The sequence below is a fragment of the Pseudomonas sp. LAP_36 genome (assembly GCF_019456785.1).
Lineage (GTDB): Bacteria > Pseudomonadota > Gammaproteobacteria > Pseudomonadales > Pseudomonadaceae > Aquipseudomonas > Aquipseudomonas tritici.
This window is the reverse complement of the sequence record NZ_JAHZMS010000008.1, coordinates 1-22,819: the sequence shown is the minus strand read 5'-3', so window position 1 is coordinate 22,819 and position 22,819 is coordinate 1. Positions and strand designations below refer to the sequence as shown.

The 22,819-nt window shown below is 63.0% G+C and carries 11 protein-coding genes; all 11 read left to right on the top strand.

Features of this window, described 5'->3' with window-relative positions; genetic code table 11:
- Positions 1–103: 103 nt before the first annotated feature.
- Positions 104–12,154 carry a filamentous haemagglutinin family protein gene (locus JBO08_RS22260; RefSeq protein WP_220075270.1) on the top strand — a complete coding sequence of 4,017 codons (12,051 nt, stop codon included), beginning with the start codon at positions 104–106 and terminating at the stop codon, positions 12,152–12,154.
- A 443-nt stretch (positions 12,155–12,597) separates the two neighbouring features.
- Positions 12,598–13,191, top strand: coding sequence for a transposase (locus tag JBO08_RS22255; protein ID WP_065876192.1), 594 nt, complete (start codon positions 12,598–12,600; stop codon positions 13,189–13,191).
- A gap of 59 nt (positions 13,192–13,250) precedes the next feature.
- On the top strand, positions 13,251–14,834 hold the full coding sequence (locus JBO08_RS22250; protein WP_220075269.1) for a ShlB/FhaC/HecB family hemolysin secretion/activation protein: 1,584 nt from the start codon (positions 13,251–13,253) through the stop codon (positions 14,832–14,834).
- A 24-nt stretch (positions 14,835–14,858) separates the two neighbouring features.
- Complete coding sequence (locus JBO08_RS22245; RefSeq protein WP_065946368.1) at positions 14,859–16,658, top strand: DUF2341 domain-containing protein; 1,800 nt, start codon at positions 14,859–14,861, stop codon at positions 16,656–16,658.
- 11 nt (positions 16,659–16,669) lie between these two features.
- Complete coding sequence (locus JBO08_RS22240) at positions 16,670–17,095, top strand: biopolymer transporter ExbD (protein WP_010211136.1); 426 nt, start codon at positions 16,670–16,672, stop codon at positions 17,093–17,095.
- A gap of 3 nt (positions 17,096–17,098) precedes the next feature.
- Complete coding sequence (locus JBO08_RS22235; RefSeq protein WP_065910648.1) at positions 17,099–17,806, top strand: energy transducer TonB; 708 nt, start codon at positions 17,099–17,101, stop codon at positions 17,804–17,806.
- A gap of 43 nt (positions 17,807–17,849) precedes the next feature.
- Positions 17,850–19,550: a putative porin gene (locus JBO08_RS22230; RefSeq protein WP_065910647.1), complete on the top strand. Its 1,701-nt coding sequence runs from the start codon at positions 17,850–17,852 to the stop codon at positions 19,548–19,550.
- Positions 19,551–19,568: 18 nt separating this feature from the next.
- Positions 19,569–20,195 carry a DNA repair protein gene (locus tag JBO08_RS22225; protein ID WP_065910646.1) on the top strand — a complete coding sequence of 209 codons (627 nt, stop codon included), beginning with the start codon at positions 19,569–19,571 and terminating at the stop codon, positions 20,193–20,195.
- A gap of 20 nt (positions 20,196–20,215) precedes the next feature.
- The gene (locus tag JBO08_RS22220; RefSeq protein WP_065881380.1) at positions 20,216–20,674 is read left to right on the top strand and encodes a YbjN domain-containing protein; all 459 of its coding nucleotides are present in this window, start codon (positions 20,216–20,218) and stop codon (positions 20,672–20,674) included.
- Positions 20,671–21,612, top strand: a complete 942-nt coding sequence (locus JBO08_RS22215; RefSeq protein ID WP_065876186.1) for a peptidylprolyl isomerase — start codon at positions 20,671–20,673, stop codon at positions 21,610–21,612. The genes JBO08_RS22220 and JBO08_RS22215 overlap by 4 nt, the downstream gene beginning before the upstream one ends.
- A 51-nt stretch (positions 21,613–21,663) precedes the next feature.
- Positions 21,664–22,641, top strand: coding sequence for a LysR family transcriptional regulator (locus JBO08_RS22210; protein WP_065889415.1), 978 nt, complete (start codon positions 21,664–21,666; stop codon positions 22,639–22,641).
- Positions 22,642–22,819 lie beyond the last annotated feature (178 nt).

Sequence of the window (22,819 nt, the reverse complement as noted above, 5' to 3'; positions counted from 1 at the left end):
ACTTTCCATGACAGAAGTTCAGTCGCGCCCCTCGCCAACCGCCTAACCCTCATACGTGAGCCTGTCTTGCTCCCTGCGTAATAACAAAGAAGGAAGATTCCCGATGGTCCGCTGCAAATCACCGGTTAACCTGAAAGCCCAAGATACCGTGCTGCGCCTCAAGCCCCTGGCCCACGCCATTGCCTTGTTGATGGTGGCAGGCAATGCGCAGGCGGCTACAGCGTTCAGTTCCAGCTGGTTTGCCGACAAAGGCGCGACCCAGGCGGCGACTGCTGCACGGCTCAGTGCAGGGCAGGTGCCGGGGATTCCGACGCTGAATCAGCAGGCGCGGGTCAATCAGCAACTGGCGCGCTCCATCAGCACGCTGAACACCAGTGTCGCGGCGATTGCAGCGCAGCAGGCGGCGCAGGCGGCGGGGCGGCAAGCGGCGTTTGGCCAGGTTTCGAACATTCCCGACGGACTGGGCAAGGGCGGCCTGCAGGTGGATAACAGCCTCACCCAGGGTTGGCTCAACGCCAACGGGCCTAAGCAAAGCCAGTCGGGCGGCAAGACCACGGTGACCATCGAACAGACCGCCGACAAGGCGATCCTCAACTGGGAGACCTTCAACGTCGGGCGCAACACCACGGTGGATTTCCAGCAGCAGTCCAGCTGGGCCGTGCTCAACCGCGTCAACGACCCCAACGCGCGGCCCAGTGAGATCCAGGGCCAGATCAATGGCGCCGGTACGGTGATGATCGTGAACCGCAACGGTGTGGTCTTCAGTGGCACCAGCCAGGTCAATGTGCGCAACCTGGTCGCAGCGGCAGGGAATATCACCGACGAGCAGTTCACGCAGCGCGGTATCTACGTCGACTCCACCGGCTCCCAACCGACTTTCACTGACGCTGCGGGCAAGGTCGTGGTGCAGCGCGGTGCATTGATCCAGACCCACAACCCCGCCACCTCCACCGACGGCGGCGGCTATGCCTTGCTGCTCGGCTCGGAAGTCGAGAACGCCGGTACAATCATCACCGCCAAGGGCCAGACCACCCTCGCAGCCGGCGACAGCTTCTACATCCGCAAGGGCGTGGGCACCACCGGCAACGATCGTTCCACCACCCGTGGTAACGAAGTGGCAACTAGCCTCAACGCCGGCAGCAGCGCCGGCAAGGTCACCAACAGCGGCCTGATCATGGCCTCTACCGGTGACATCACCCTGACCGGGCATCAGGTGCAGCAAAATGGTGTTGCGCTGGCCAGTACCTCGGTGGACACCCGCGGCACCATCCACTTGCTCAACTCCGCCACCGACGCCACCGGCAGCGTGACCCTGGGCGAAGGCAGCACCACTGCGATCCTGCTGGACAGCAGCGGCAGTACCGCGCTGAACAGCCAAAAGGGCAACGGGCTGGTCAACCTCGACGGCACCCCTGCCAACCTGATCACCGGCCAGTTCAACAACCTCAGTGCCGTGGCTGACCGCACCGACCAGTCGCGTATCGAGATCGTCAGCGGCGGCACCGTGGACTTCCAGAAAGGCTCGATCACCCTGGCCACTGGCGGGCAGGTGGCGGTCAGCGCGGCCGGCCGCAGCCTGGTGCGTGATGGGGCGATGATTGATGTATCCGGGGCTGTCGGCGTCAAGGTGTCGATGGAATCCAACAACATCAAGATCAACGTACAGGGCAACGAGCAGCGCGATGCGCCGGTCAACCGTGACGGCGGCCAGTTGATCAACAATGATGTGTGGGTCGACCTGCGTGAGCTGGTGTTTGTGCCGGCCGGTACCAACGGTTACGCGACGGATCGCTGGTACACCGCCGGCGGCTTGCTGGAGGTGGGCGGTTACCTCGGTACCCAAGGCCACTCGGTAGGCGAATGGATGGCCCAGGGCGGCACCGTGACCTTTACCGGCAAGGATGTGGTGACCCAAAAGGGCGCGCAGATCAACCTGTCGGGCGGCACCGTGGATGTGCAGGCCGGGTATATCCAGCAGACCTGGCTCAAGGGCCCGGATGGGCGTTTGTATGAGGTCTCCAACGCGCCGGGCGACATTCTCTATTCCGGGTTCTACAAAGGTTATGAGGACACCAGCAAGCGCTGGGGCCAGACCGATTATTACTACAACCCGATGATCGCCAAGCAACGCCGTTACGAGAGCGGCTATACCGTGGGCCGTGATGCCGGCAAGCTGGTGATCGGCACCACCAGCGCGGTGCTCGAAGGTCAGGTGATCAGCGACGTGTTCCAGGGCGATCGCCAGACCCAAGCGCCGAACATCAACCTCGACGGTTACCAGCAATCGCAGAAGGCGATGGCCCAGCGCGCGCAGTTGATCATTGGCGGGTACACGCCGGTCTACAACAAGACCACCGGCACCCTGCGCTATGCCCTGACGGGCACCACCGATCAGGTACTGATCGACAGCAATACACAGAAAATCGCCGATGGCCTGGACCTCACCACCGCCTTGCCGGCGGATCGCCAAGGCAAGATGGTGCTCGACAGTGATCAGCTCAATGGCTACCAACTGGGCGCGATCAAGGTCGGTGCCACGCAGCAGATTACCGTCAACGGCGCGCTCAAGGTGGCGGACGGTGGCGATATCACCCTGTTCGGGCCGGGTGTGAATATTAATGCCAACCTCACCGCCCACGGCGGAAGCATTAATGCAGGCAACATTCTTTACCAGGTCGATCCGCTTAAAGGCACAGTCCTTGATGCGATTGTGCCGGGGAATGGCGGTGTCAATGTTGCCTCCGGGGTCAAGCTGGACACCACGGGGCGCTGGAATAACCTGTTGCTGGAACCGACGAACAACAGCGGCGTGGCCTATGTGAACGGCGGCAAGGTATCGCTGCGCAGCACCGGCAACGTGAGCCTGGCGGCCGGCAGTGTGGTGGATGCTTCCTCTGGCGGTATTCTCGGCCTGGATGGCAAACTCACCGGCGGCAAGGGTGGCGATGTGACCTTGGCTTCCCTCAGTAGCCTGGCGCTGGACGGCGAGATTCGCGGCTATGGCGTCAGCGGTGGCGGCACCCTGGCGTTGCAGGCACGCAAGGTGCAGATCGGCGACAGCGCCACCGTGCCTGACGCGGGCACCGTGCAGTTGGCCGCAGATTTCTTCAACAAGGGCTTCTCGGCCTATGACATCACCGGCAACGAAGGGCTGCTGGTCACGGACGGCACCCAGGTAAATGTCACCACGCCGGTCTATCGCTTGGGCGACCAGACCTTCGCTGCGCCCAGTGGCAGCGACCCGGCCACGGCCCTGGAGCGTTGGACGTCAGCGTTGTATCAGGAAGACGCGACCAAAGGCGTGCTGACCCAGCGCCGTGGCGCCAGCCTGACCTTGACCGCCGGCCACCAGGAGTCCACGGCCGCCGAACTGGCCACCACGGCGTTGACCGTAGGCCGGGGCGCGGTGATCAACGTTGACCCTGGCCAGGGCATCAACCTGCGCAGCGTTGGCCAGTTGACCCTGAACGGCACCCTCAATGCCTGGGGCGGGAGTGTCAGCCTGGGTGGTTTGACAGTGACGGTTTCAGAACAGGCTAACGCCGCTGGCCATGGCCGCTCGATCTGGGTGGGCGAGAACGCGCTGATCGATGTTGCTGCGCGTGCGGTCACGGCGGTGAGCAGCCGTGGCGATGTCTACGGCCAGGTGCGTAATGGCGGCAAGATCAGCATCGGTGGCGACATCGACCTGGCCACCGGCATTGCCAAGGCCAGCGACCTGTTTGTGGTCGTACGCGACGGCGCCCGCCTGGATGCTTCCGGCGCCCAGGCGGGCCTGGATATTCCGGGCCAGGGCCGGGTGCAGGTGGCCAGCAATGGCGGCAGCATCAGCTTCGCGTCCAACAACGGTCTGTACCTGGATGGTAGCTTCGTCGCCAGGGCCGGTGGCGTCGGCGCGGCGGGCGGCAGTTTGTCCGTGGCCCTGGAAAGTCCTTACTACGCCAAGAATGCCGTCACTGACCGCGTACTCAACCTTCGCGAACTGGTACTGAGTCAAACCCACCAGGGCAGCACATTGCCGGACACCGCCGACGCGGCGGCCGCCAGCCTGGAATATGGTCATGGTCGCCTTGGGGTGGACCAGGTCAGCGCTGGCGGGTTCGACAACCTCGCTTTGTTGAGCGACGGCGTGCTGGGTTTCGACGGTGACGTATCGCTGAAAATGGGCCAAAGCCTGCGCCTGTACAGCGGCGCCATGGGGCTTACAGAGCAGGCTGCGGACAATTCACGTATCAACCTGTCGGCGCCGTACCTGCTGCTGGCGGGCATCCTTGAACCGTTGGAAGCCAAGGACCAGTACCTGCATCCGGTATTGACCAACGGCACGTCTCAACGCGCCAGCCAGGCGCTGTTTGCAGCCAACGCTAACCTGATTGATGTGCGCGGCAGCGTGCAGTTCGGCAATAACAGCAACCTGCCGCTGAGCGACACCAGCCTGGTAAATGTCGACCGCCGAGGGTTCGATGATGTGCAACTGACCAGCCAGGGCGACCTGCGCTTTCTGGCCGGGGCGGGGGCGGATGCGATCGCCACGGGTATCAGTACGCAACTGATGACCCGGGGGGACATGACCCTGCGTGCGGTGCAGTTGTATCCGGGGACCGAGGTTGGGGCGCGGGTACTGGCTGGCTTTCTGAGCGAACGTGATGGCACCAGCTTCAACTACGATCCAGACCGCACCCTGACTATCGCCCGCACCGGCAACAGCAATGCCCAGATGCCCTACTCGGCGTTCGGCCGCTTTCAACTGGGAGCCGCCACCATCAAGCAGGGCGGCGTGATACGCGCGCCCCTGGGGCTGATTGAGGTTGGCGTTATGGGAGGCAACAGGGTCGAGTTGCTGCCCGGCAGCCTGACCTCGGTGAGCGGCAAGGGCCTGGTGCTGCCATACGGCGGCACGGTTGATGGTCAAGTCTACAAATACAACGGTAAGACCGTGACGTTTATCGGTCTGGGCGGACGAGACAACAACGGCCTGAGTGTCGGGTTGACGTTAGGGGGGCAGTCGGTTGCGGTGCTGCCTGACGCTACGGTGGAACTGTCCGGCGGCGGCGAACTGCTCGGCGCCGGGTTTATTTCCGGGCGCGGTGGTTCTACGGATGCGCGCTACAACCCGTTGGTACAATTCGGGGCGAATGGCGGGTTTGTGCTGCCGGGGCTGGGCACCAACCCGATCTATGCGATCGTGCCGGGTGCGCAACCGGGTTATGCCCCCGTGGCGCCGGAAGGGGGTGCAGTCGATCCGTTGATTGGCCAGCAAATCACGATTGGCGCCGGCGTACCGGGGCTTGCGGCGGGCACCTATACCTTGATGCCGTCCACCTATGCCTTGATGCCGGGCGCTTTCCGGGTGGAAATCAATGGCCTGGCCGGCCTTGGCAGCGACAGCACGACCCAGGCCATGCGCAATGGCTCGTGGTCCACGTCGGGGCGCCTGTCCATCGCCAATACCGAGATTGGCAACAGTATTGCAAGCCAGGTGATTCTGACCTCTGCCGATACCCTGCGCCGCTATTCGCAGTACAACGAAACTGGCTATGCACAGTTCGCCGTAGCCGACGCCGCCAGGCTGGGTGTGCCACGCGCATTGCTGCCGGTGGACGCTAAAACCCTGCAATTGATACTGCGAGCAGGCGCAGGGGAGGACTCCTTTTCGTTCCAGGGTATCGGTCGCTTTGAGGCAGCCGACGGCGGTTACGCCGGCACCGTTTCGCTGAACAGTTCAGGTGGAGGCGCCGGGCGAGACATCGAAATTATTGCGGCGGGCAAGGGCGCCACCAGTGGGTTTGCCGGTATTACCGTAGGGGCACAAAACCTCAATGCACTGGGCGCTGCACGCCTGGTGATTGGCGGGACGATGGTGGTCAATTATGGTCAGGGTGGCAACTACGTCACCCTCAGTGGCGGTAATACGGGGGTCCTCACCCTGCGCGATGGCGCGACCCTGGCCGCGCCGGAAGTATTCCTGGTGGCCTCGACCGGCTCCATCGTGGTTGAACAGGGCGCCTCCATCAATACCATCGGGCGCGGCAAGGCCAGTTATGATGCGCGCGATGGCTTTGTCTACAACTTGGCCAACGTATTGGCAGTGTCTAATGGCTTGCTCAATGTGGTCGCCCAGACGCAACCGCAGGCGGGTAAAGGTATCCAGATAGGGGTCTGCAACAGTGCGCCATGCAGTGGGCAAACTGCTCTGTATTCAGAAGGCAGCATCGTCGCCTTGACTGACAACACCTTGCAGATGAGCGATCAGGTGCGCTACGGCACCCGCCACCTCAACCTGGGGCTGGCCAGCATCAACGTCGGCAGCCCGCAAGCCCTGGCCGATGCGGCGGCGGCCAATCGCCTGCCGGCGGGCCTGACCCTCACCCAGGCAGTGCTCGACCGCCTGCTGCGCGGCGATACCCAGTTCGGCGCACCGGCCCTGGAAACCCTGCAACTGTCGGCACGCGACAGCTTCAACTTCTACGGCACCGCGACCCTGGACACCTACGATGCGGTGACCGGCAAGTCTCTGTTGAACAACCTGATGCTCTCCACCCCGGCCATCTACGGTTCCGGCGGTGCGAATGATGTGGCGACTATCCACACCGCCAACCTGATCTGGCAGGGCGCCGAGGCGGCGCCTGGCACGGTGGTGGCGGGTGGCGCGGGCACCGGCGGCGGGCGCCTGGATATCAATGCCGAGCGCATTGAGTTCGGCTACGGCGAGTTTGCCCAGGCCAGCACCACAGCGACCTTGAACCGCCTGGCCCTGGGCTTTGCCAACGTCAACCTCAAGGCCAGCGACCGCATCACCGCCAACCATAAGGGCAGCCTCTCGGTGTACCAGAACCAGGGCGCCTATGACCCGGTCAAGGGTTTTGCCTACAGTGGCGGCAACCTGAATATCCTGACACCGTTGATGACCGGCGCGGCGGGCTCAGTGAACAAAATCACCGCCGGGGGTGCGATTGATATCAGTGCGTCGGCCGGCCCGGTGGGCAAGATGGATGGCCTGGGCGGCGAGTTGTCGCTGCAGGGCGACAGCATTCGCCTGGCCAGCGCGGTGGTACTGCCCAGCGGCAAGGTGACCCTGGGCGCCCGTGGTGACGTGGTGCTGACCGACAACGCATCGATTGATGTGTCCGGTCGCGCCATCGTGTTCAATGACCTGACCAAATACAGCGCGGGCGGTGAAGTGCTGCTGGAAAGCCGCGCAGGCAATGTACTGCAGGGGGCGGGCTCGACCATCGACCTGTCGGCCAACTACAACCAGGCGGGCAAGCTGCGCGCCGTGGCGGTGGGCGGCGCGGCCGGCACCGTCGACCTGGCGGGCAAGATTCTCGCCGGCAGCAGCGGCTACTACGATGCCGGCGGCACCCTGGTGCCGTACCTGGCAGGTGCGGTGGAGGTCCAGGCGCAGCACTTGGGCGGCAACGGCACCTTGAGCGACCAGTTTGCCGCGCTCAACCAGCGCCTCAACCAGGGCCAGGTGTATGGCACGCGCAGCTTCCAACTGAAACAGGGCGACCTGGTCATCGGCAATGGTGTCAAAGCCAACACCGTGAATGTTTCGGTGGACAACGGCAGCTTGCGCGTGACCGGCCTGGTGGACGCCAGCGGCGAGCGCGTCGGCAGTATCAACCTGGCCGGCAAGAACGGCCTGACCCTGGACGGCAGCGCTGTACTCGACGCCCATGGCACGCAATTGCGCGTGGACAGCTACGGCAAGATCATTGATTCGCCGAACCGCGCCGTGGTAGTGCTCGGCTCCGGCACCGGCCAGTTGACCCTGGCTGGCGGTGCGCGTATCGACCTGCGTCATGGCACCGATACTGCGACTGGCAATGACGGGCGCAACCGTGGCACGTTGGAGCTGAATGCGCCGCGGTTGGGCGCGGATGACATTGCCATCGACGCCAGTGGGCACCTGACCATCGACGGCGCGCGATCGATCGCCCTGAACGGGATGATCACCTACGACGACGCGCCGATCGGGACCAGCCCGACGGCCAGCGGCAGGCCGTATCAGGAAATCACCCAGGATTACCTGAAAGAGAAGCACGACCTGAGCACGACGTTCATCAATGCGGCCTTGAAAAATACCAACCTGGTGCAGAACAAGCTGGCCGGCCTGAACAACGCGACCTACGGTGATACCTTTCACCTGCGCCCTGGCGTGGAAATCATCAGCAAAACCCCGGATGGCGACTTGGTGGTGCAGGGAGACCTGGACCTGTCCGGCTATCGCTACGCGAGCCTGAAATCGCCGACCCAAGCGGTGACCGAGGCCGGCAGCCTGACCCTGCGTGCCGGTGGTGATCTGAATATCTACGGCAGCATCAACGATGGTTTTGCAGAGCCGGCGGCGACCCCGGATGATACCGGCTGGGTGCTGCGCGCTGGCATTGACTACACCGGCGGCACGATAACGGTGCCCGGTGACGGCGTGACCCTGGCGGACGGCACCACGTTCCCTGGCGGCACGATTCTCAATTTCGACCTGCCGATCAAGGCCCGCAGCCTGACTGCCGGTACGCGATTGCCGGTGGCGGTGACCCTCAATTCGACCTTGGCATTGCCGGCCGGTACGGTCCTGGCGGGTGCGGTGCGTAATGCCTCGGGTACCGTGTTGTACCCGGCAGGCACGATATTGACTGCGCGCGTGAGCTTACCGAAAGACAGCATCCTGGATGCCGGTACGGTGTTGGTGAGCCTCACCAGTGTGAAGGCCATGACCTGGCCGGCGGGCGTGCCGTTACCTGGGAAACTGGGCAGCACCGCGATAGTGACCCTCAATGGTCCCAAGCTGCTGCTGCGCGGGGCCTTGTTGCCGGTGGGCACCGACGTCAAGCTGCAGGGTGGCGTGCCGTGGGTGAACCTGCGTACGGGGGGCGAGGGCAAGCTCTGGGCTGTGGCGCCGATGCTGGCCGAGGGCTCGCAGTCCTGGTCGATGCGTCTGGTGGCCGGGGCCGACACACAGGCGGCCGACAGTCGCTTGCTGCAGCCGCATCCAGAGGCGGGTAATCTCCGTTTGGCGGACAGCCACTCCTCGGTCAAGATTATCTCCGCCAATGATATTAGGGCGGGCAGTCCGCGTTTCAGCGTGATCCGCACCGGTGCGGCAGACCTCGAGCTGCTGGCCGGGGGCGACTTGAGCATGGATTCGCTCTATGGCGTCTATACCGCCGGCAGCTCCGCCGCGAGCGCGTCTGGCGAATGGTTCCCGGAAGGCGGCGGTAATTTGCTGGTTAAGGCGGGTGGCAACCTGACTGGGAACATCACCAGTGAAGCCCCGGACATTGATGATCGGCCGGTCGCGGGTGACGTGGGTAATGACTCCGCCAACGTAGGCGCTTGGTTGTGGCGTCAAGGCAATGGCCTGTCTGGTAGCCAGGCCCAGGCGACCAGTTGGTGGATCAACTTTGGCGCCTATACCCCTAACTATTTAATAAAAAATGCACCTGACCAGATGGTTGGCTTTACCGGCTTTGGCACGCTGGGCGGGGGTAACCTGAATGTTGACGTCGGCGGGGATGCCGGGATCCTGAGGCCACTGACATTGAACGGGGCCTTACCTGCGAGCGTTAACGCCCGTAGCCAAGGCCTGGTGTTGGCAGTGGGCAGCACCGGTCGGGTTGGGGCCGATGGCAGCCTGCAACTCACGGGCGGCGGCGATATGAATGTGCGGGTCGGCGGGGCGGTTAACCCTGGCAGTCAAATCACGTCGGGTCACCTTAATGGTGCGGTGGTAGATCTTCGCGGGCATGTTCAATTGACGGGCGGCGCCCTGGGTAGCTTGACCTTGCGTTATGGCAACCGGTCAACGGATCAGAGCCCTGGCGAAGTCCGCGCCTACGATTCGATGCGCTCGACTTCCGCGACGGCGGCCGGGGGCTGGAGCCTGTTACCTGGGGACGCAACCTTCAGTGTGGCCACCCGTGGGGACCTGGTATTGCAAGATGTGGCCGATCCGGGCCGCGCGCCGCAAATGAATGCCTCGGCCTATGTGAAAGGCGCGGATCTTGGTTTTGGTCAGAGCTGGTTCAGTTTGTGGACCGAACGCACTGCGATCGATCTGTTCTCCGCCGGCGGCAACCTCACGCCACTGACAGACACCACAGAGTCGGATATGGCGGCGGTATATCCCGCGACATTACGTGCGGTCGCGGCCAACGGCAGTCTGTATTACGGGCGTGCTTCGGCACTTAACAACAGCCCGCCACCGCCGCTCAAAGCGCTGGTGCTGGCGCCGTCGGCCAACGGTCAGTTGCAATTGCTGGCGGCGGACTCGATCTATGGCGGTGACTTGACCATCAGCCGCTCCAGCGCAGCACCGGATACCCTGGCGACGATCCTGCGCCCAGCGTTCCAAGGGTATGTCAAAGACCCCACGAGCGGAAATTATCAACTGGTTGGCAGTAATACTTCCACGGATTCCGTTCGGGCCGATCTGGGCCGCGTCTCTCCCCTGTTTGCCTTCGGTCCGAATACCGCCAGCACGTCATGGGGCGATGCCTTGGACCCCGCGCGTTTCTATGCTGTAACCGGCGATCTGCTGGGCGTCAACAGCGGGCGTTCGATCACTATTACCACCGCTACCGACCCGCGCTTTGGGCAGACCTATCATGAAGGCGCAGGCGCGGTGTGGATGTTGGCTGGGCGAGATGTCGTCAGCAGCGGCACAACCTTGAGTGGTGCCAGCGGCGGTGACGGTGGGAGTGGGGAATACACCATCGCCGGCAATCTGTTCGTCCACAACAGCCCCACCAATATCTCTATTGTCAGTGCCGGCCGCGACATCCTCTACAGCAGCTTCAACGTCGCCGGCCCCGGCAACCTCGAAGTGACCGCCGGCCGCAATATCCTGATGGATGACAAGGTCGGCATCACCAGCCTGGGCGCCGTGGCCGCAGGCGACAACCGCCCCGGCGCAAGCATCACGATGCAAGCCGGTGTAGGCCCCAACGGCCCGGATTACCTGCGCTTCGTCGAGGCCTACCTGAACCCCGTCAACCTGGCGCAACCGGGCGAATCGATCCAGGGCGGCAAGGTCGCCAAGACCTACGAAAACGAACTGGTCGGCTGGCTCGCCGAGCGCTTCGGTTTTATCGGCAGCCCCGACCAGGCCCGCACCTACTACGCGGCGCTGCCCGCCGAACAACAACGGGTGTTCGCCCGCGACGTGTACTTCGCTGAACTCAAGGCCGCCGGCCGCGAGTACAACCAGGTCGGCAGTGTGCGCCAGGGCAGTTACCTGCGTGGCCGCTCAGCCATCGCCGCACTGTTCCCGGACAAGGACGTGGCCGGCAACCCGATCACCTACAAAGGCGACATCACGATGTTCGGCGGCGCTGGCGTGCACACCAACTTCGGTGGCTCGATTCAGATGTTCACCCCAGGCGGCAGCCAGACCTTCGGCATCGAAGGCGCGGCGCCACCGTCGACGGCGGGTGTGATCACCCAGGGTGCCGGTGATATCCAGCTGTACTCCATGGGCAGCATCCTGCTCGGCCAGAGCCGCATCATGACCACCTTTGGCGGTTCGATCATGGGCTGGACCAGCGAGGGCGACATCAACGCCGGTCGCGGCTCCAAGACCACCGTGGTGTACACGCCGCCCAAGCGTGTCTATGACAACTGGGGCAACGTCGGCCTGTCGCCGTCGGTGCCGAGCACGGGCGCGGGGATCGCGACCTTGAACCCGATTCCGGAAGTGCCGGCGGGGGACATCGACCTGATCGCACCGTTGGGCACCATCGACGCAGGGGAGGCGGGGATTCGCGTATCCGGCAACGTCAACATCGCCGCGTTGCACGTGGTGAACGCGGCGAATATCCAGAGTCAGGGCAAGTCGTCCGGGGTGCCGGTGTCGGCCACGGTCAACACGGGGGCCATGAGCTCGGCCAGCGCGGCGGGGGCAGCGGCATCCCAGGCGGCCGAAGACGCAGCACGCAGCCAGCAGGCGGCGGCCAAGCAGGGCCGGCCTTCGATCATGACGGTGGAAGTGTTGAGCCTGGGCAGCGAGCCGTTGCCGCGTGAACCGGAACCGCAGCAGAAAAATTCCGCCTACAACCCCAACAGCCCGGTGCAAGTGCTGGGCGCGGGGCCGCTGAGCGAACAGGCGCGGGCGCGGTTGACGGATGAGGAGCGCAAGCAGATCAGCTTATAAGGCTTTGGAAAGGACCTCTCGATGTACCGTTCGGGGCGATCAATGATCGCCCCTTTTTTTTGGCGTTTCTCGGTCTGCGGTGGGCGCTGGGTTGCCTGCGAAGGCTATGTGTTAGGCGCTAGAGGGTTTTTGGTTGGGGTACATATCCATTGCTGCGGTAACGGCTGATATTGGTTTCGCCCTTACGGCGGGTCACTTTGGGGCTCTTCCAAAGTGAGCCGCCGTAAGGGCGGAACCATAACCCGCCGTTACTTAAATAACGGATATACACCCCGACCAACCATCAAAAAAATTGCCCCCCTCCCAATCCCAAATGAAGCTTTCATGACAAAAGTTCGGTAGCTCCCGGCCACCCCCGTCTCTCCTATGTAACGCGCTGGAGGCCGCCACAAGCTGCCTCCCCAGCCGTCAGCAAGACGCCAGGAGTGGGGCAAGTGGGAACTATGGAACGTTACTCGAAAGTAGGCATGCAGGAGCTCGACCAGCGCCTGTCGAAGATCGTTGAAGCCGCGCGCAAGAAGCCGGTTTCGGTGTACCGCTACGGTGCGCCGTGGGTGTGGATCGTCTCTCAGGACGACTGGCAGGGCGCGTTGAAGGAAGTGTCCAGCTACATCCCGGCGGGCCATTCCCTGGTGTTGCTGCGCCCGCAGATCGACGAAGTGCTCGACCAGCACCGTGAGTGGCTGGTGGCCGAATCCGCGATGTCGATCGCCCCGCACACTGTGCTGCAAGTCCTCTTGCTGCAACTGCTGTATTCGGTACCCAGCGAGCAGCAACTGCATGAACAGCTGAACTACAACCTGCTGTTCCGCTGGTTCGTCGGCCTGGACCTGAACCAAAAGGTCTGGAGCCTTCATGTCCTCACCCGCGACATCGCCACGCTGCTGAATAACCCGCGTGCGGTGCAACTCATCCAGAAAATCATCGGTGACGTGTTTTGTGGCGCCTTGCTGCACATGCCGGAGTTCTCGCTGAACTTCGCCCTGTTGCACACCTGGCTGGCACGCCACGGCAACACCTCGATCACCAGCAATTGAGCAGGCCGCATGCCGGGCAATCGGTGGCGGCGCAAAAAATCAGAATGTCAGGGGGCGGTGTGGAGCATCTGTTCAAATTAACGCTGGCGCTGTGTTGCGTGACGCTGGGGAGCGTGACGCAAATCGCGTTGGCCGAGGAAGAGCAAGCGGCGCGCAAGGTCGACGTCAACGAGTACTTCGTGCGCGGCAACACGGTGCTCGATGCGGCGACGATCGAGGAGGCTGTGTACCCGTTTCTCGGTCCGCAAAAGACCTTGGGCGATATCGAAGGCGCCCGCGATGCGCTGCAGAAGATCTACCAGTCGCGGGGCTACCAGTCGGTGTTTGTCGAGCTGCCGGAGCAGAAGGTCGACGACGGTATCGTCTACCTGCAAGTCAGCGAAACCAAGGTAGGACGCGTGCGTGTGGTCGGCGCCAAGCACTATTCGCCGGTGGAAATCCGCGAGCAGGTGCCGGCGCTGGAAGAGGGCGCGGTGCCGGACTTTGCCACGGTGCAAACCCAGTTGGCCGGCCTCAACCGCAGTGCCGGGCGTCAGGTCACGCCGCTGGTACGCGAAGGCCAGCGCCCCGGCACCATGGATGTGGATTTGCAGGTGGAAGACCAGAACCCCTGGCACGCCAGCCTCGGCCTGAACAACGACTACAGCGCCGACACCGAGAAGCTGCGCTCGGTGGCAACCCTGGGTTACGACAACCTCTGGCAACTGGGCCACAGCATTTCGCTGACGTACTTCACCGCCCCCCAGGACACTGAGAATGCCAAGGTCTGGTCCGGTTCCTATACCGCCCCGTTGAACGAGCGCTGGACCTTGCAGTTCTCCGGTTACCAGTCCGACAGCAACATCGCCACCATCGGCGGCAGCAACGTGTTGGGCAAGGGGCATTCCTATGGGGTGTCGGCGATCTACAACCTGCCCGCTGCCGGTAACTGGGCCAACTCGTTCTCGTTCGGGGTCGACTTCAAGGACTTCGACGAGGAAATGAAATTTGGCTCCAGCAGCGACCAAGTGCCGCTCAAGTACGCGCCATTCACGTTGGGCTACAACGGCTATCGCTACACCGAGCAATCCCAGCTGGGGCTTGGCTTGAACCTGGTCGTCGGCACCCGTGCGTTCTTCGGTTATGGCAGCGACGCCGAGGAGTTCGACTACAAGCGCTACAAGGCCAGCGCCAGTTTTGCCGTGCTCAAGGGCGACCTGAATTACACCTACACCTTCGCCAACGATTGGCAGTCAGCCACCAAAAGTGGCTTCCAGCTGGCTTCGGGGCCGCTGGTCTCCAACGAGCAGTATTCCGCCGGCGGCGCCACCTCGGTGCGCGGTTACCTGGCGGCGGAGCGCACCGGGGATGAGGGTTACTTGCTCTCCCAGGAACTGAGCACGCCGTCCATGGCCAAGTTTCTCGGCAGTTATGTGCAGGAATGGCGCTTTTATGCGTTCGCCGAAGGCGCGCGCATGCGCCTGCACGACCCGCTGCCCGAGCAAGAAGACGAATACAGCCTGGCCAGTGTCGGCCTGGGCACCCGCGCCAGTTTGAGCAAATGGTTGTCCGGCAGCCTGGATTGGGGCTACCCGCTGCTCGATGGACCGAACACCCAGAAACAGGACTCGCGACTGCACTTCAGTGTGCAGGCGACTTTCTGACTTTTTCTTTCGGAGACTTCACCCATGCAACGCCTATTCCTGAGCCTGTTGATCTGCCTGGGCTTCGCGCTCCCGGCCACCGCCCATGCCTGGTGGCAGGACGATTGGCACTACCGCAAACAGATCTCGGTAGACACCACCGCCCAAGGCGCCGCGATCAACCAGGCCCTGGGCCGCACCGCGCTGCTGGTGCGCCTGCACACGGGCAATTTCACCTTTGACGGGGTGAAGGAAGACGGTGCCGACCTGCGTTTTGTCAGCGCCGATGACAAGACCGTGTTCAACCATCAGATCGAAAGCTTCGACCCGTTGATGGGCATGGCGCTGATCTGGGTCGATGTGCCCAAGGTCGAAGGCGGCCAGCGCCAGGACCTGTGGATGTACTACGGCAATCAGAAAGCCCCGGCCACCGCCAACGGCCAACTGACGTTTGATCCGAACTACACCGCGCTTTACCACTTTGATGGGGCCAATGCGACACCGCCCCGGGACACCACGGCCTACGCCAACACTGCACTGAACGCCACTGGCGCGAGCATTGACGGCGTGATCGGCCGCGCCTTGCAGTTCGGCGGCCAGCCCTTGATGTTGCCGGCCAGCCCATCGTTGCAGCACGCAGCCGGTGGCGCATTCACCTTCAGTGCCTGGCTGCGCCTGGACCAGGCCAGTGGCGAGCAAGTGGTGCTGGCCCGTCGCGACGGCTCTCACAACCTGCTGCTGGGCTTGAACCAAGGTATGCCGTTTGTGGAAATCGACGGCCAGCGCGCCGTGTCGACCCAACCGCTGAACCCCGGCCAATGGCAGCACCTGGCGTTCACCGCCGAGGGTGAAAAGGTCTCGTTGTATGTGAATGGCCGCGAAACCGCGACCCTCGCCGTCGCCTTGCCAGCGTTCAATTCCCAGTTGGCCATTGGTGCCGACCTGCCGGAAGCGGGCAGCACGCACCAGCCATTCGCCGGGGCCATCGATGAGCTGCGCCTGTCCAAGGTGGCGCGCCCGGCCGCGCTGTTGCTGGCCGACGCCAGCGCCCAGGGCGCCGAGTCGAAGCTGGTGGCCTATGGCGTGGATGAAGAACAGTCCGGCATGGGCTTCGGCAGCCTGGGCTTCTTGCTTAATGCCGTACCGGTCGACGCCTGGGTGATCATCCTGGTGCTGGTGGCGATGATGTTCCAGTCGTGGGTCATCATGCTGCGCAAGAACCGTCAGGTCAGCCGCCTCAGCAGTGCCAACGAGGTCTTCCGCGAGCATTTCGCGCAGATCGGCACCCGCCTGGAAATGTACGCCGACGACACGCAATTGGCTGAGCGCCTGACCCATTCTTCGCTGTGGCGCCTGTACCTGGTGGCGGTCAAGGAAATCCGCACCCGTCGCGCCCAGGGCGCCGACACCTCGTCGGTCTCGGCTGCCACCATCGAAGCCATCCGCTGTTCCATGGACGGCGTGCGCACCCGCGAAAACCAGGCCCTCAGCTCCAAGCTCTCGACCCTGTCCAACGCCATCGCCGGCGGCCCGTACATCGGCCTGCTCGGGACGGTGCTGGGGATCATGGTGGTGTTCCTCGGTACCGCCATGGCCGGTGACGTGAACATCAATGCCATCGCGCCGGGTATGGCGGCGGCCTTGCTGGCCACGGCCATGGGCCTGTTTGTCGCGATCCCGGCGCTGTTTGGCTACAACCGCCTGATCACGCGCAACAAGGAAGTGAGTGCGGACATGCGCGTGTTTGTCGATGAGTTCATCACCCGCCTGGCGGAGATGCACGGCGAGAGCCAGCACAGTGAAGCCGCGCACCGCGCACCGCATCACGCACCGGTTCCGGCCTGAGGAGAGTTGCCATGGCTTCTGTAAATGCCTCCCACGACGATGACGATGATGCCGCCGTCGACAGCATCAACATCACGCCCCTGGTGGACGTGCTGATGGTGGTGCTGGTGATGTTTATCCTCACCGCCACTGCCCAGGTCTCGGGTATCCAGATTCACCTGCCCAAGGCCAGCGCTTCGGTGTCGTTGTCGGAGGCCAAGACCAAGGCGATCTCCGTGAACGACGGCGGCCAGGTGTTCCTTGACGCGTACCCGGTGACCCTTGGCGAACTCGAAGAGCGCCTGCGTATCGAGAAAGCGCTGAACCCGGATTTCCCGGTGATCGTGCGCGGCGATGCGATGGTGCAGTACCAGAAGGTGATCGAAGTGCTCGACTTGCTGCGCCGGCTGGAGCTGTCCCAGGTCGGGCTGGTCACCGGCAAGCCGAGCCAGGGCTGAGCCATGACCGCACAGATCCCAATCGCGCCACTGCCCGTGAAAAAGAAGCCGCCATTGCGCCCGTTGAAGTGGGGCGCGGGCCTGTTGCTGGGCGCCGTGGCGGCCTGGTTTTTGTGGCAGTGGGCCAATGACATGAGTGGCGTGCGCCGCGAAGCGCCCAAGGTGCCGACGATTATCCCGTTGCCGCCACCACCGCCACCGCCTCCAGAGAAACCCAAGGAGCCCGAGCCCCAGGTCGAAGAAAAAGTCCCGGAGCCGGTGCCAAGCCCCGAACCCGAAGAGGTCAAGCCGGCCGAGGAAGCGCCGCCTTCGCCCAACGAAGACCTGGCCAACCCGATGCAGATCGATGGCGACGCTCAGTCCGGCAATGACGGTTTCAACATCGGCGCTGGTAAGGGCGGCGGCATGGCCGGCAGCGGTGGCGGCGGCGGGTTGGGTACCGGCACGTACAAGCAGTACCTGGCCGGCACCTATCAACGGCTGATGCGCGAAGACCCGGAATTACGCAAGAAGGCTTTCTCGATACAGATAGACCTGTGGTTGGGCACCGATGGCCAGGTCACTAAAGCGCTGGTGGCCAAGTCCAGCGGGGATGCCGAGACCGATGCCCAGATGCTCGCGCTGATACGTGCACCGCGTTCCACACAGAAGCCGCCGGCCTCGCTGACGCTGCCCATGCGCCTGTCCCTGAAGGGCCGGCGCCCGGATTAATTGAATGCTTTTTTCAACGGTTTTTTACAGGAGTTGCGTACACATGATTTCCCCCGTGAATCGACTGACCCTGGCGGTCGGCATGGTCATCGCGACCCTGGTCGGCCAGGCGACTGCAGCCCCGGTCGCGCCCTCGGAAAACGTCACTATCAACCTGATCCGCCTGTTGGTGCAGCAAGGCGTGCTCAAGCAGGAAACCGCCAATGGGCTGATCGCCCAGGCCGAAAAGGAAGCCCAGCAGGCACGCCAGGCCAATGCCGCGTCGGTGGTTGCCGCAGGCCCGGTCGCCGCGCCCGGCGACGTGCGTGTGCAATATGTGCCGCAGGCGGTCAAGGATCAGATCCGCGATCAGGTCAAGGCCGAGGTCATGGCCACCGCCAAGCAGGAAAACTGGGCGCAGCCCAATACGTTCCCGGACTGGATCTCGCGCATCAGCTTTGATGGCGATATCCGTTTGCGCGACGAGTCGCGCTATTTTTCGGGTAACAACAGCAACAACATCACTGACTTCGCGAAGCTCAATGACACCGGCCCCTACGACGTCAACAAAAACTCCAATACCAAGTTCCCACCCTTGCTCAACACCCGCGAGGACCGTGAGAACCTGTTCCGCCTGCGCGCACGCCTGGGCATGAAGGCGGTGATCTCTCCGGATTGGACAGCCGGCATACGCATCGCCACCGGCTCTGACAATAACCCGGTGTCCACCACCCAAACCCTGGGCGGCGGTTTCGGCAAAAAAGACGTCTGGCTTGACCAGGGTTACCTCACCTGGGCAACCACCGACTACATGAAGTTGACCGCCGGCCGCATCGGCAACCCTTTCTACTCCACCGACATGATGTATTCCAACGACCTCAACTTCGACGGTGTGGCCGCAGTCTTCAACCACGCCCTCAATAGTGAATGGGGCCTGTTCGGCACGCTCGGCGCCTTCCCGGTCGAATACACCTCCGACACTGCCAGCGCCAACGGTATCGACAAGGAAGACAGCGAGACCAAATGGCTGTTCGGTGGGCAGATTGGCGCTGACTGGAAGATCAATCGCAGCAACCGTCTCAAGCTGGCGGCTGCCTACTACCAGTTCCAGGACATCGAAGGCGAGCGCTCCAGCCCTTGCGCGCCATGGGCGGGCGCGGCGGGTTGCGACACCGACGGCACGCGCGTGGCCTTCATGCAAAAAGGCAACACCGTGTTCAACTTGCGTAACAACACCACCAACCCGGCTGATCCTGCCAGAACACCCGACCCGCAGTTCGTAGGCCTGGCGTCCAAGTTCGATGTGCTGGACCTCAACCTGGTCTGGGACAGCGAGCTGCCGAGCGATTTCAAGCTGCGCAGCCAAGCTAACTTCATCCACAACCTGGCTTACGACAAGGGCGAGATGCTCAAGCGCAGCGAGGGCGAGATCGTCAACAACATCAACAGCAAAGGCCAGTTTGAAAGTGGCGGCAATGCGCTGATGGTCTCGTTCACCCTCGGCAGCGCGTTGGAGATGCGCAAGCGCGGCGATTGGAATGTGCTGGCCGGTTACAAATACATCCAGCCCGACGCCTTGCCCGACGGCTTCAACGATTCCTCGTTCCACCTGGGCGGCACCAACGCCAAGGGGTACTTCATCGGCGCCAACTACGGCATCGAAAAGAACATCTACGCCAGTGCGCGTTGGTTGAGCGCGTCCGAAGTGTATGGCCAGCCGTTCGAAGTCGATGTGATGCAACTGGAACTCAACACGCGCTTTTGATGCGCAGGGAGATGCCACATGAACACGCGAATCTGCGGGCTGCTCTTGGTATTCGTTGCCACGGCGGCCTCGGCTGAAGGCATGGAGGAGCGCTTGCGTACGCAATTGCGCAGCACCACCCAGCAATTGCAGGCGCTGCAAAGCGAACAGGCTCAGGCCAGTGCGGCGCGTATCGCCGCTGAAACCCAGGCCAAGCAGGCCCAGGCGCAAATCAAGCAACTGACCGCTGAGCTGGAGAAGACCCGTGGCGTGGCCGAGCAAATGGCCGGCCAGCAACAGAGCCTGCACAGTCAGGCGCAAGCCCAGGTCGCGGCGAGCAATGAGCAGATCGGCAAGTTCAAGAAGGCTTATGACGAACTGCTGGTGCTCGCCAAGGGTAAAGAAGCCGAGCGCGCTCGCTTGCAGGCACAACTGAGCGAACGTGACACACAAGTGCAGCAATGTTCAGTCAAGAATCAACAGATGTACGGCGTGGCCCAGCAACTGCTCGCGGCCTACGAAAAAATCGACGTGGCCGAGGTGATGAGTATTCGCCAGCCGTTCGCCAGCAGCGCGCGGGTCAAGTTCGAGGAACTGGCCCAGGGCTTTGGCGATGATTTGTACAAGAGCCGTTTCGACGCGCCTCAGGCAACTGCCAATCATTGATAGACAGGGAAGAGATCTCCATGAGCGAATTGATCACCAGCGTCACCACCCAGAGCCTCACCGAGCTGTTGCAGGAATCCGGCTACCGGGTCAATCAGACCGAGCAGAACGGTATCGTGCAATTGCTCAGCGCCAGCCAGGGCATCGGCTTTGCCGTGCGCTTCGGCAACCCGGCGGCGGAGCAGGGCAACTACGTGGATTTCACCTACAGCTGCGCGCTGCGTATCCAGGGCGAGTTGCCTGAAGGCCTGGCCCAGGTGTGGAACGCCTCGCGGCGCTTTGCGCGGTTATCGGTGCAGGGCGAATTCCTGCTGATGGAAATGGACGTGGTGGTGGCCGGTGTTGGCGCCACGCACCTGCGCAGCCAGCTGGAACTGTGGGATCGCCTGTTGCAGGAGTTTATCGTCTACCTGCGTGAATACAGCCAGCAGGCGGCGCAGTTGCAGGCCCAGGCCGACGTCGAGGCGCCCGTATTGTGAAAAAGCCAACCTTGATGGTGGGCGCGGGTGCGCTGGCCCTGCTGGTGGTGGCGGTGGGTTTGAGCGTGCGACCGGGCAGCGACCCGGTGGCGGCTCAGCAACCGGCACCGGTGCTCAACCTTGCGCCGAGCGGTCCAGCGGTGGCTCGCCTGGGTAATCAGCAGATCGACCTGACGGAACTGAAAAGCGTGCTTGCCAGCCTGCCGGCCGAGTCTCGCGAGCAATTACGCGGCAACCGAGGTGCGTTGGAGACCTGGATCCGTTCACGTCTGGCACAAAAGGCGGTGCTCGAACAGGCCGACGCGCAAGGCTGGCGCCAGCGCCCGGAAGTGGAACAGCAAACGCGAGCTGCCACTGAGCAAATCGTGTTTCGCGACTACATGCTCTCGGTCAGCCAGGTGCCGGCCGACTACCCCAGCGCGGCTGAATTGCAACAGGCCTACGACAGCGGCAAGTCGCAATGGATGACGCCGCCGTTGTATCGGGTGAGTCAGATTTTCCTCGCGGTGAATGACCCGCAAACCCTCGACACAGTACGCCGCCAGGCCCAGGAATTGAGCCGCCGCGCCCAGGCGGCACCGGGTGATTTCGCCGCCCTGGCCACGCAATTTTCCCAGGACACCGACTCTGCCGCGCGAGGTGGGGACTCGGGGATGCAGCCATTGCAGCAACTGGTGCCGGAAGTGCGCACTGCGGTGTCGCGCCTCAAGGTCGGTGCCGTATCGGATGTGGTGCAGAGTGCGGCAGGGTTCCATGTGCTCAAGCTCACCGGCCAGCAACCGGCGCGCACGGCGACCCTGGACGAGCTGCGCGAACGCCTGACCCAGGCCCTGCGCACCCAGCGCCAGGAGCAGATCGCCAAGGCTTACCTCGAAGGCATGCTTAACACCGCGACCCTGAGTATCGACGGCGCAGAGCTGAACAAGGTGCTGGAGTAACGCGTTTCAACCCGCATTGGATGCACAGACAGACAAGACAGGGAGTCTCCCATGGCATTTCTAGAACCGTCTGGCCTTCAGGGGCCGTCCGCTTATCGCGCACCTGGCGAGGGGCGTAGTACCTGGCTGGTCCTGGCCAATGAGATTGACCCGGAGGTGGCGCGCTACTTTCTGGTGAGTGCGCGTTGCGGCTGTTTCATGCAGGCGGCGCGCAGTTTGAATATCAAGGCGACGCTGTTGCGCAAGCGCTTGGCGCAGTTGGAAGAGCATCTGCGCCATTCGCTGTTCACCTATCAGGGCAATGGCTTGGTACTTAGCCGCGATGGTCAGCAGTTGCAGGCTCAGTTGATTGCCCTGGCCCATGAGCGGCGCCTGCCGGTCACGGAGCAACCGCTGATTCGGCTAGCGGTGGCTGAGCCGATCCTGCACGACATCCTTGGGCGCGACCTGATTGCCTTGCTGCGACGCAACGCCAGCGTGCGCCTGGAGATCATCTCCATCGACAGCCAGTTGTCGCTGCAAGCAGTGGAGGTAGACGTGGTGCTGTGGTTGTCGGACGCCGACGGCCCGGTGCCGGGCCCGAGCTTTGTCACTGAGCCGCCACGGGCCCTGGCGCGGCTGCAATATTTGCCGCATATCGCCAAGCGTTATTCACGGCTGACGACACGGCCGGACAGCGTGGAAGACCTGAATGACTACATGCTGGTGCAGTGGCAGCCGGATGCGCAGGTTGGCGCGCTGCAGCCGTGGAATCGGGTGGTGGAGCAGCGTTTGGCGGCGGTGGTGCAGGTGCATGCGTATTCGCTGATGCTGGAGATGATTCGTTGTGGCGCCTGTATTGGGTTGCTGCCGCACTACATGAGCAGTTTTGACCGGGGGCTTGTGGCGTTGCCGGGGTTGTTGGCCGAGAGCATGCAGCGCCACGTGTGGCTGGCAGTGAATGCGCAAGTGGGGGATGCGGAGGCGGTGCGGATGATTGTGGCGTTGATCATCAGCACCTTCGAAGGCCGCCGTGAGTGGTTTGATTGACGATGTCATGTCGCCACACATCTTTTGAGAGCACAGAAGCAACCTGTAGTGAGCGGGCTTGCCCCGCGCTGGGTGGCGAAGCCGCCCCAATAAAGACACCGCCGAGTGCCAGATAAAACCAAGTCGCCTGGTTTGGGGCGGCTTCGCCACCCAGCGCGGGGCAAGCCCGCTCACTACA

Bases quoted from the DNA above. Each gene is read 5' to 3' on its own strand.
- JBO08_RS22260 (WP_220075270.1), top strand. From the start codon at position 104: ATGGTCCGCTGCAAATCACCGGTTAACCTGAAAGCCCAAGATACCGTG.
- JBO08_RS22255 (WP_065876192.1), top strand. From the start codon at position 12,598: ATGGAACGTTACTCGAAAGTAGGCATGCAGGAGCTCGACCAGCGCCTG.
- JBO08_RS22245 (WP_065946368.1), top strand. From the start codon at position 14,859: ATGCAACGCCTATTCCTGAGCCTGTTGATCTGCCTGGGCTTCGCGCTC.
- JBO08_RS22240 (WP_010211136.1), top strand. From the start codon at position 16,670: ATGGCTTCTGTAAATGCCTCCCACGACGATGACGATGATGCCGCCGTC.
- JBO08_RS22235 (WP_065910648.1), top strand. From the start codon at position 17,099: ATGACCGCACAGATCCCAATCGCGCCACTGCCCGTGAAAAAGAAGCCG.
- JBO08_RS22230 (WP_065910647.1), top strand. From the start codon at position 17,850: ATGATTTCCCCCGTGAATCGACTGACCCTGGCGGTCGGCATGGTCATC.
- JBO08_RS22225 (WP_065910646.1), top strand. From the start codon at position 19,569: ATGAACACGCGAATCTGCGGGCTGCTCTTGGTATTCGTTGCCACGGCG.
- JBO08_RS22220 (WP_065881380.1), top strand. From the start codon at position 20,216: ATGAGCGAATTGATCACCAGCGTCACCACCCAGAGCCTCACCGAGCTG.
- JBO08_RS22210 (WP_065889415.1), top strand. From the start codon at position 21,664: ATGGCATTTCTAGAACCGTCTGGCCTTCAGGGGCCGTCCGCTTATCGC.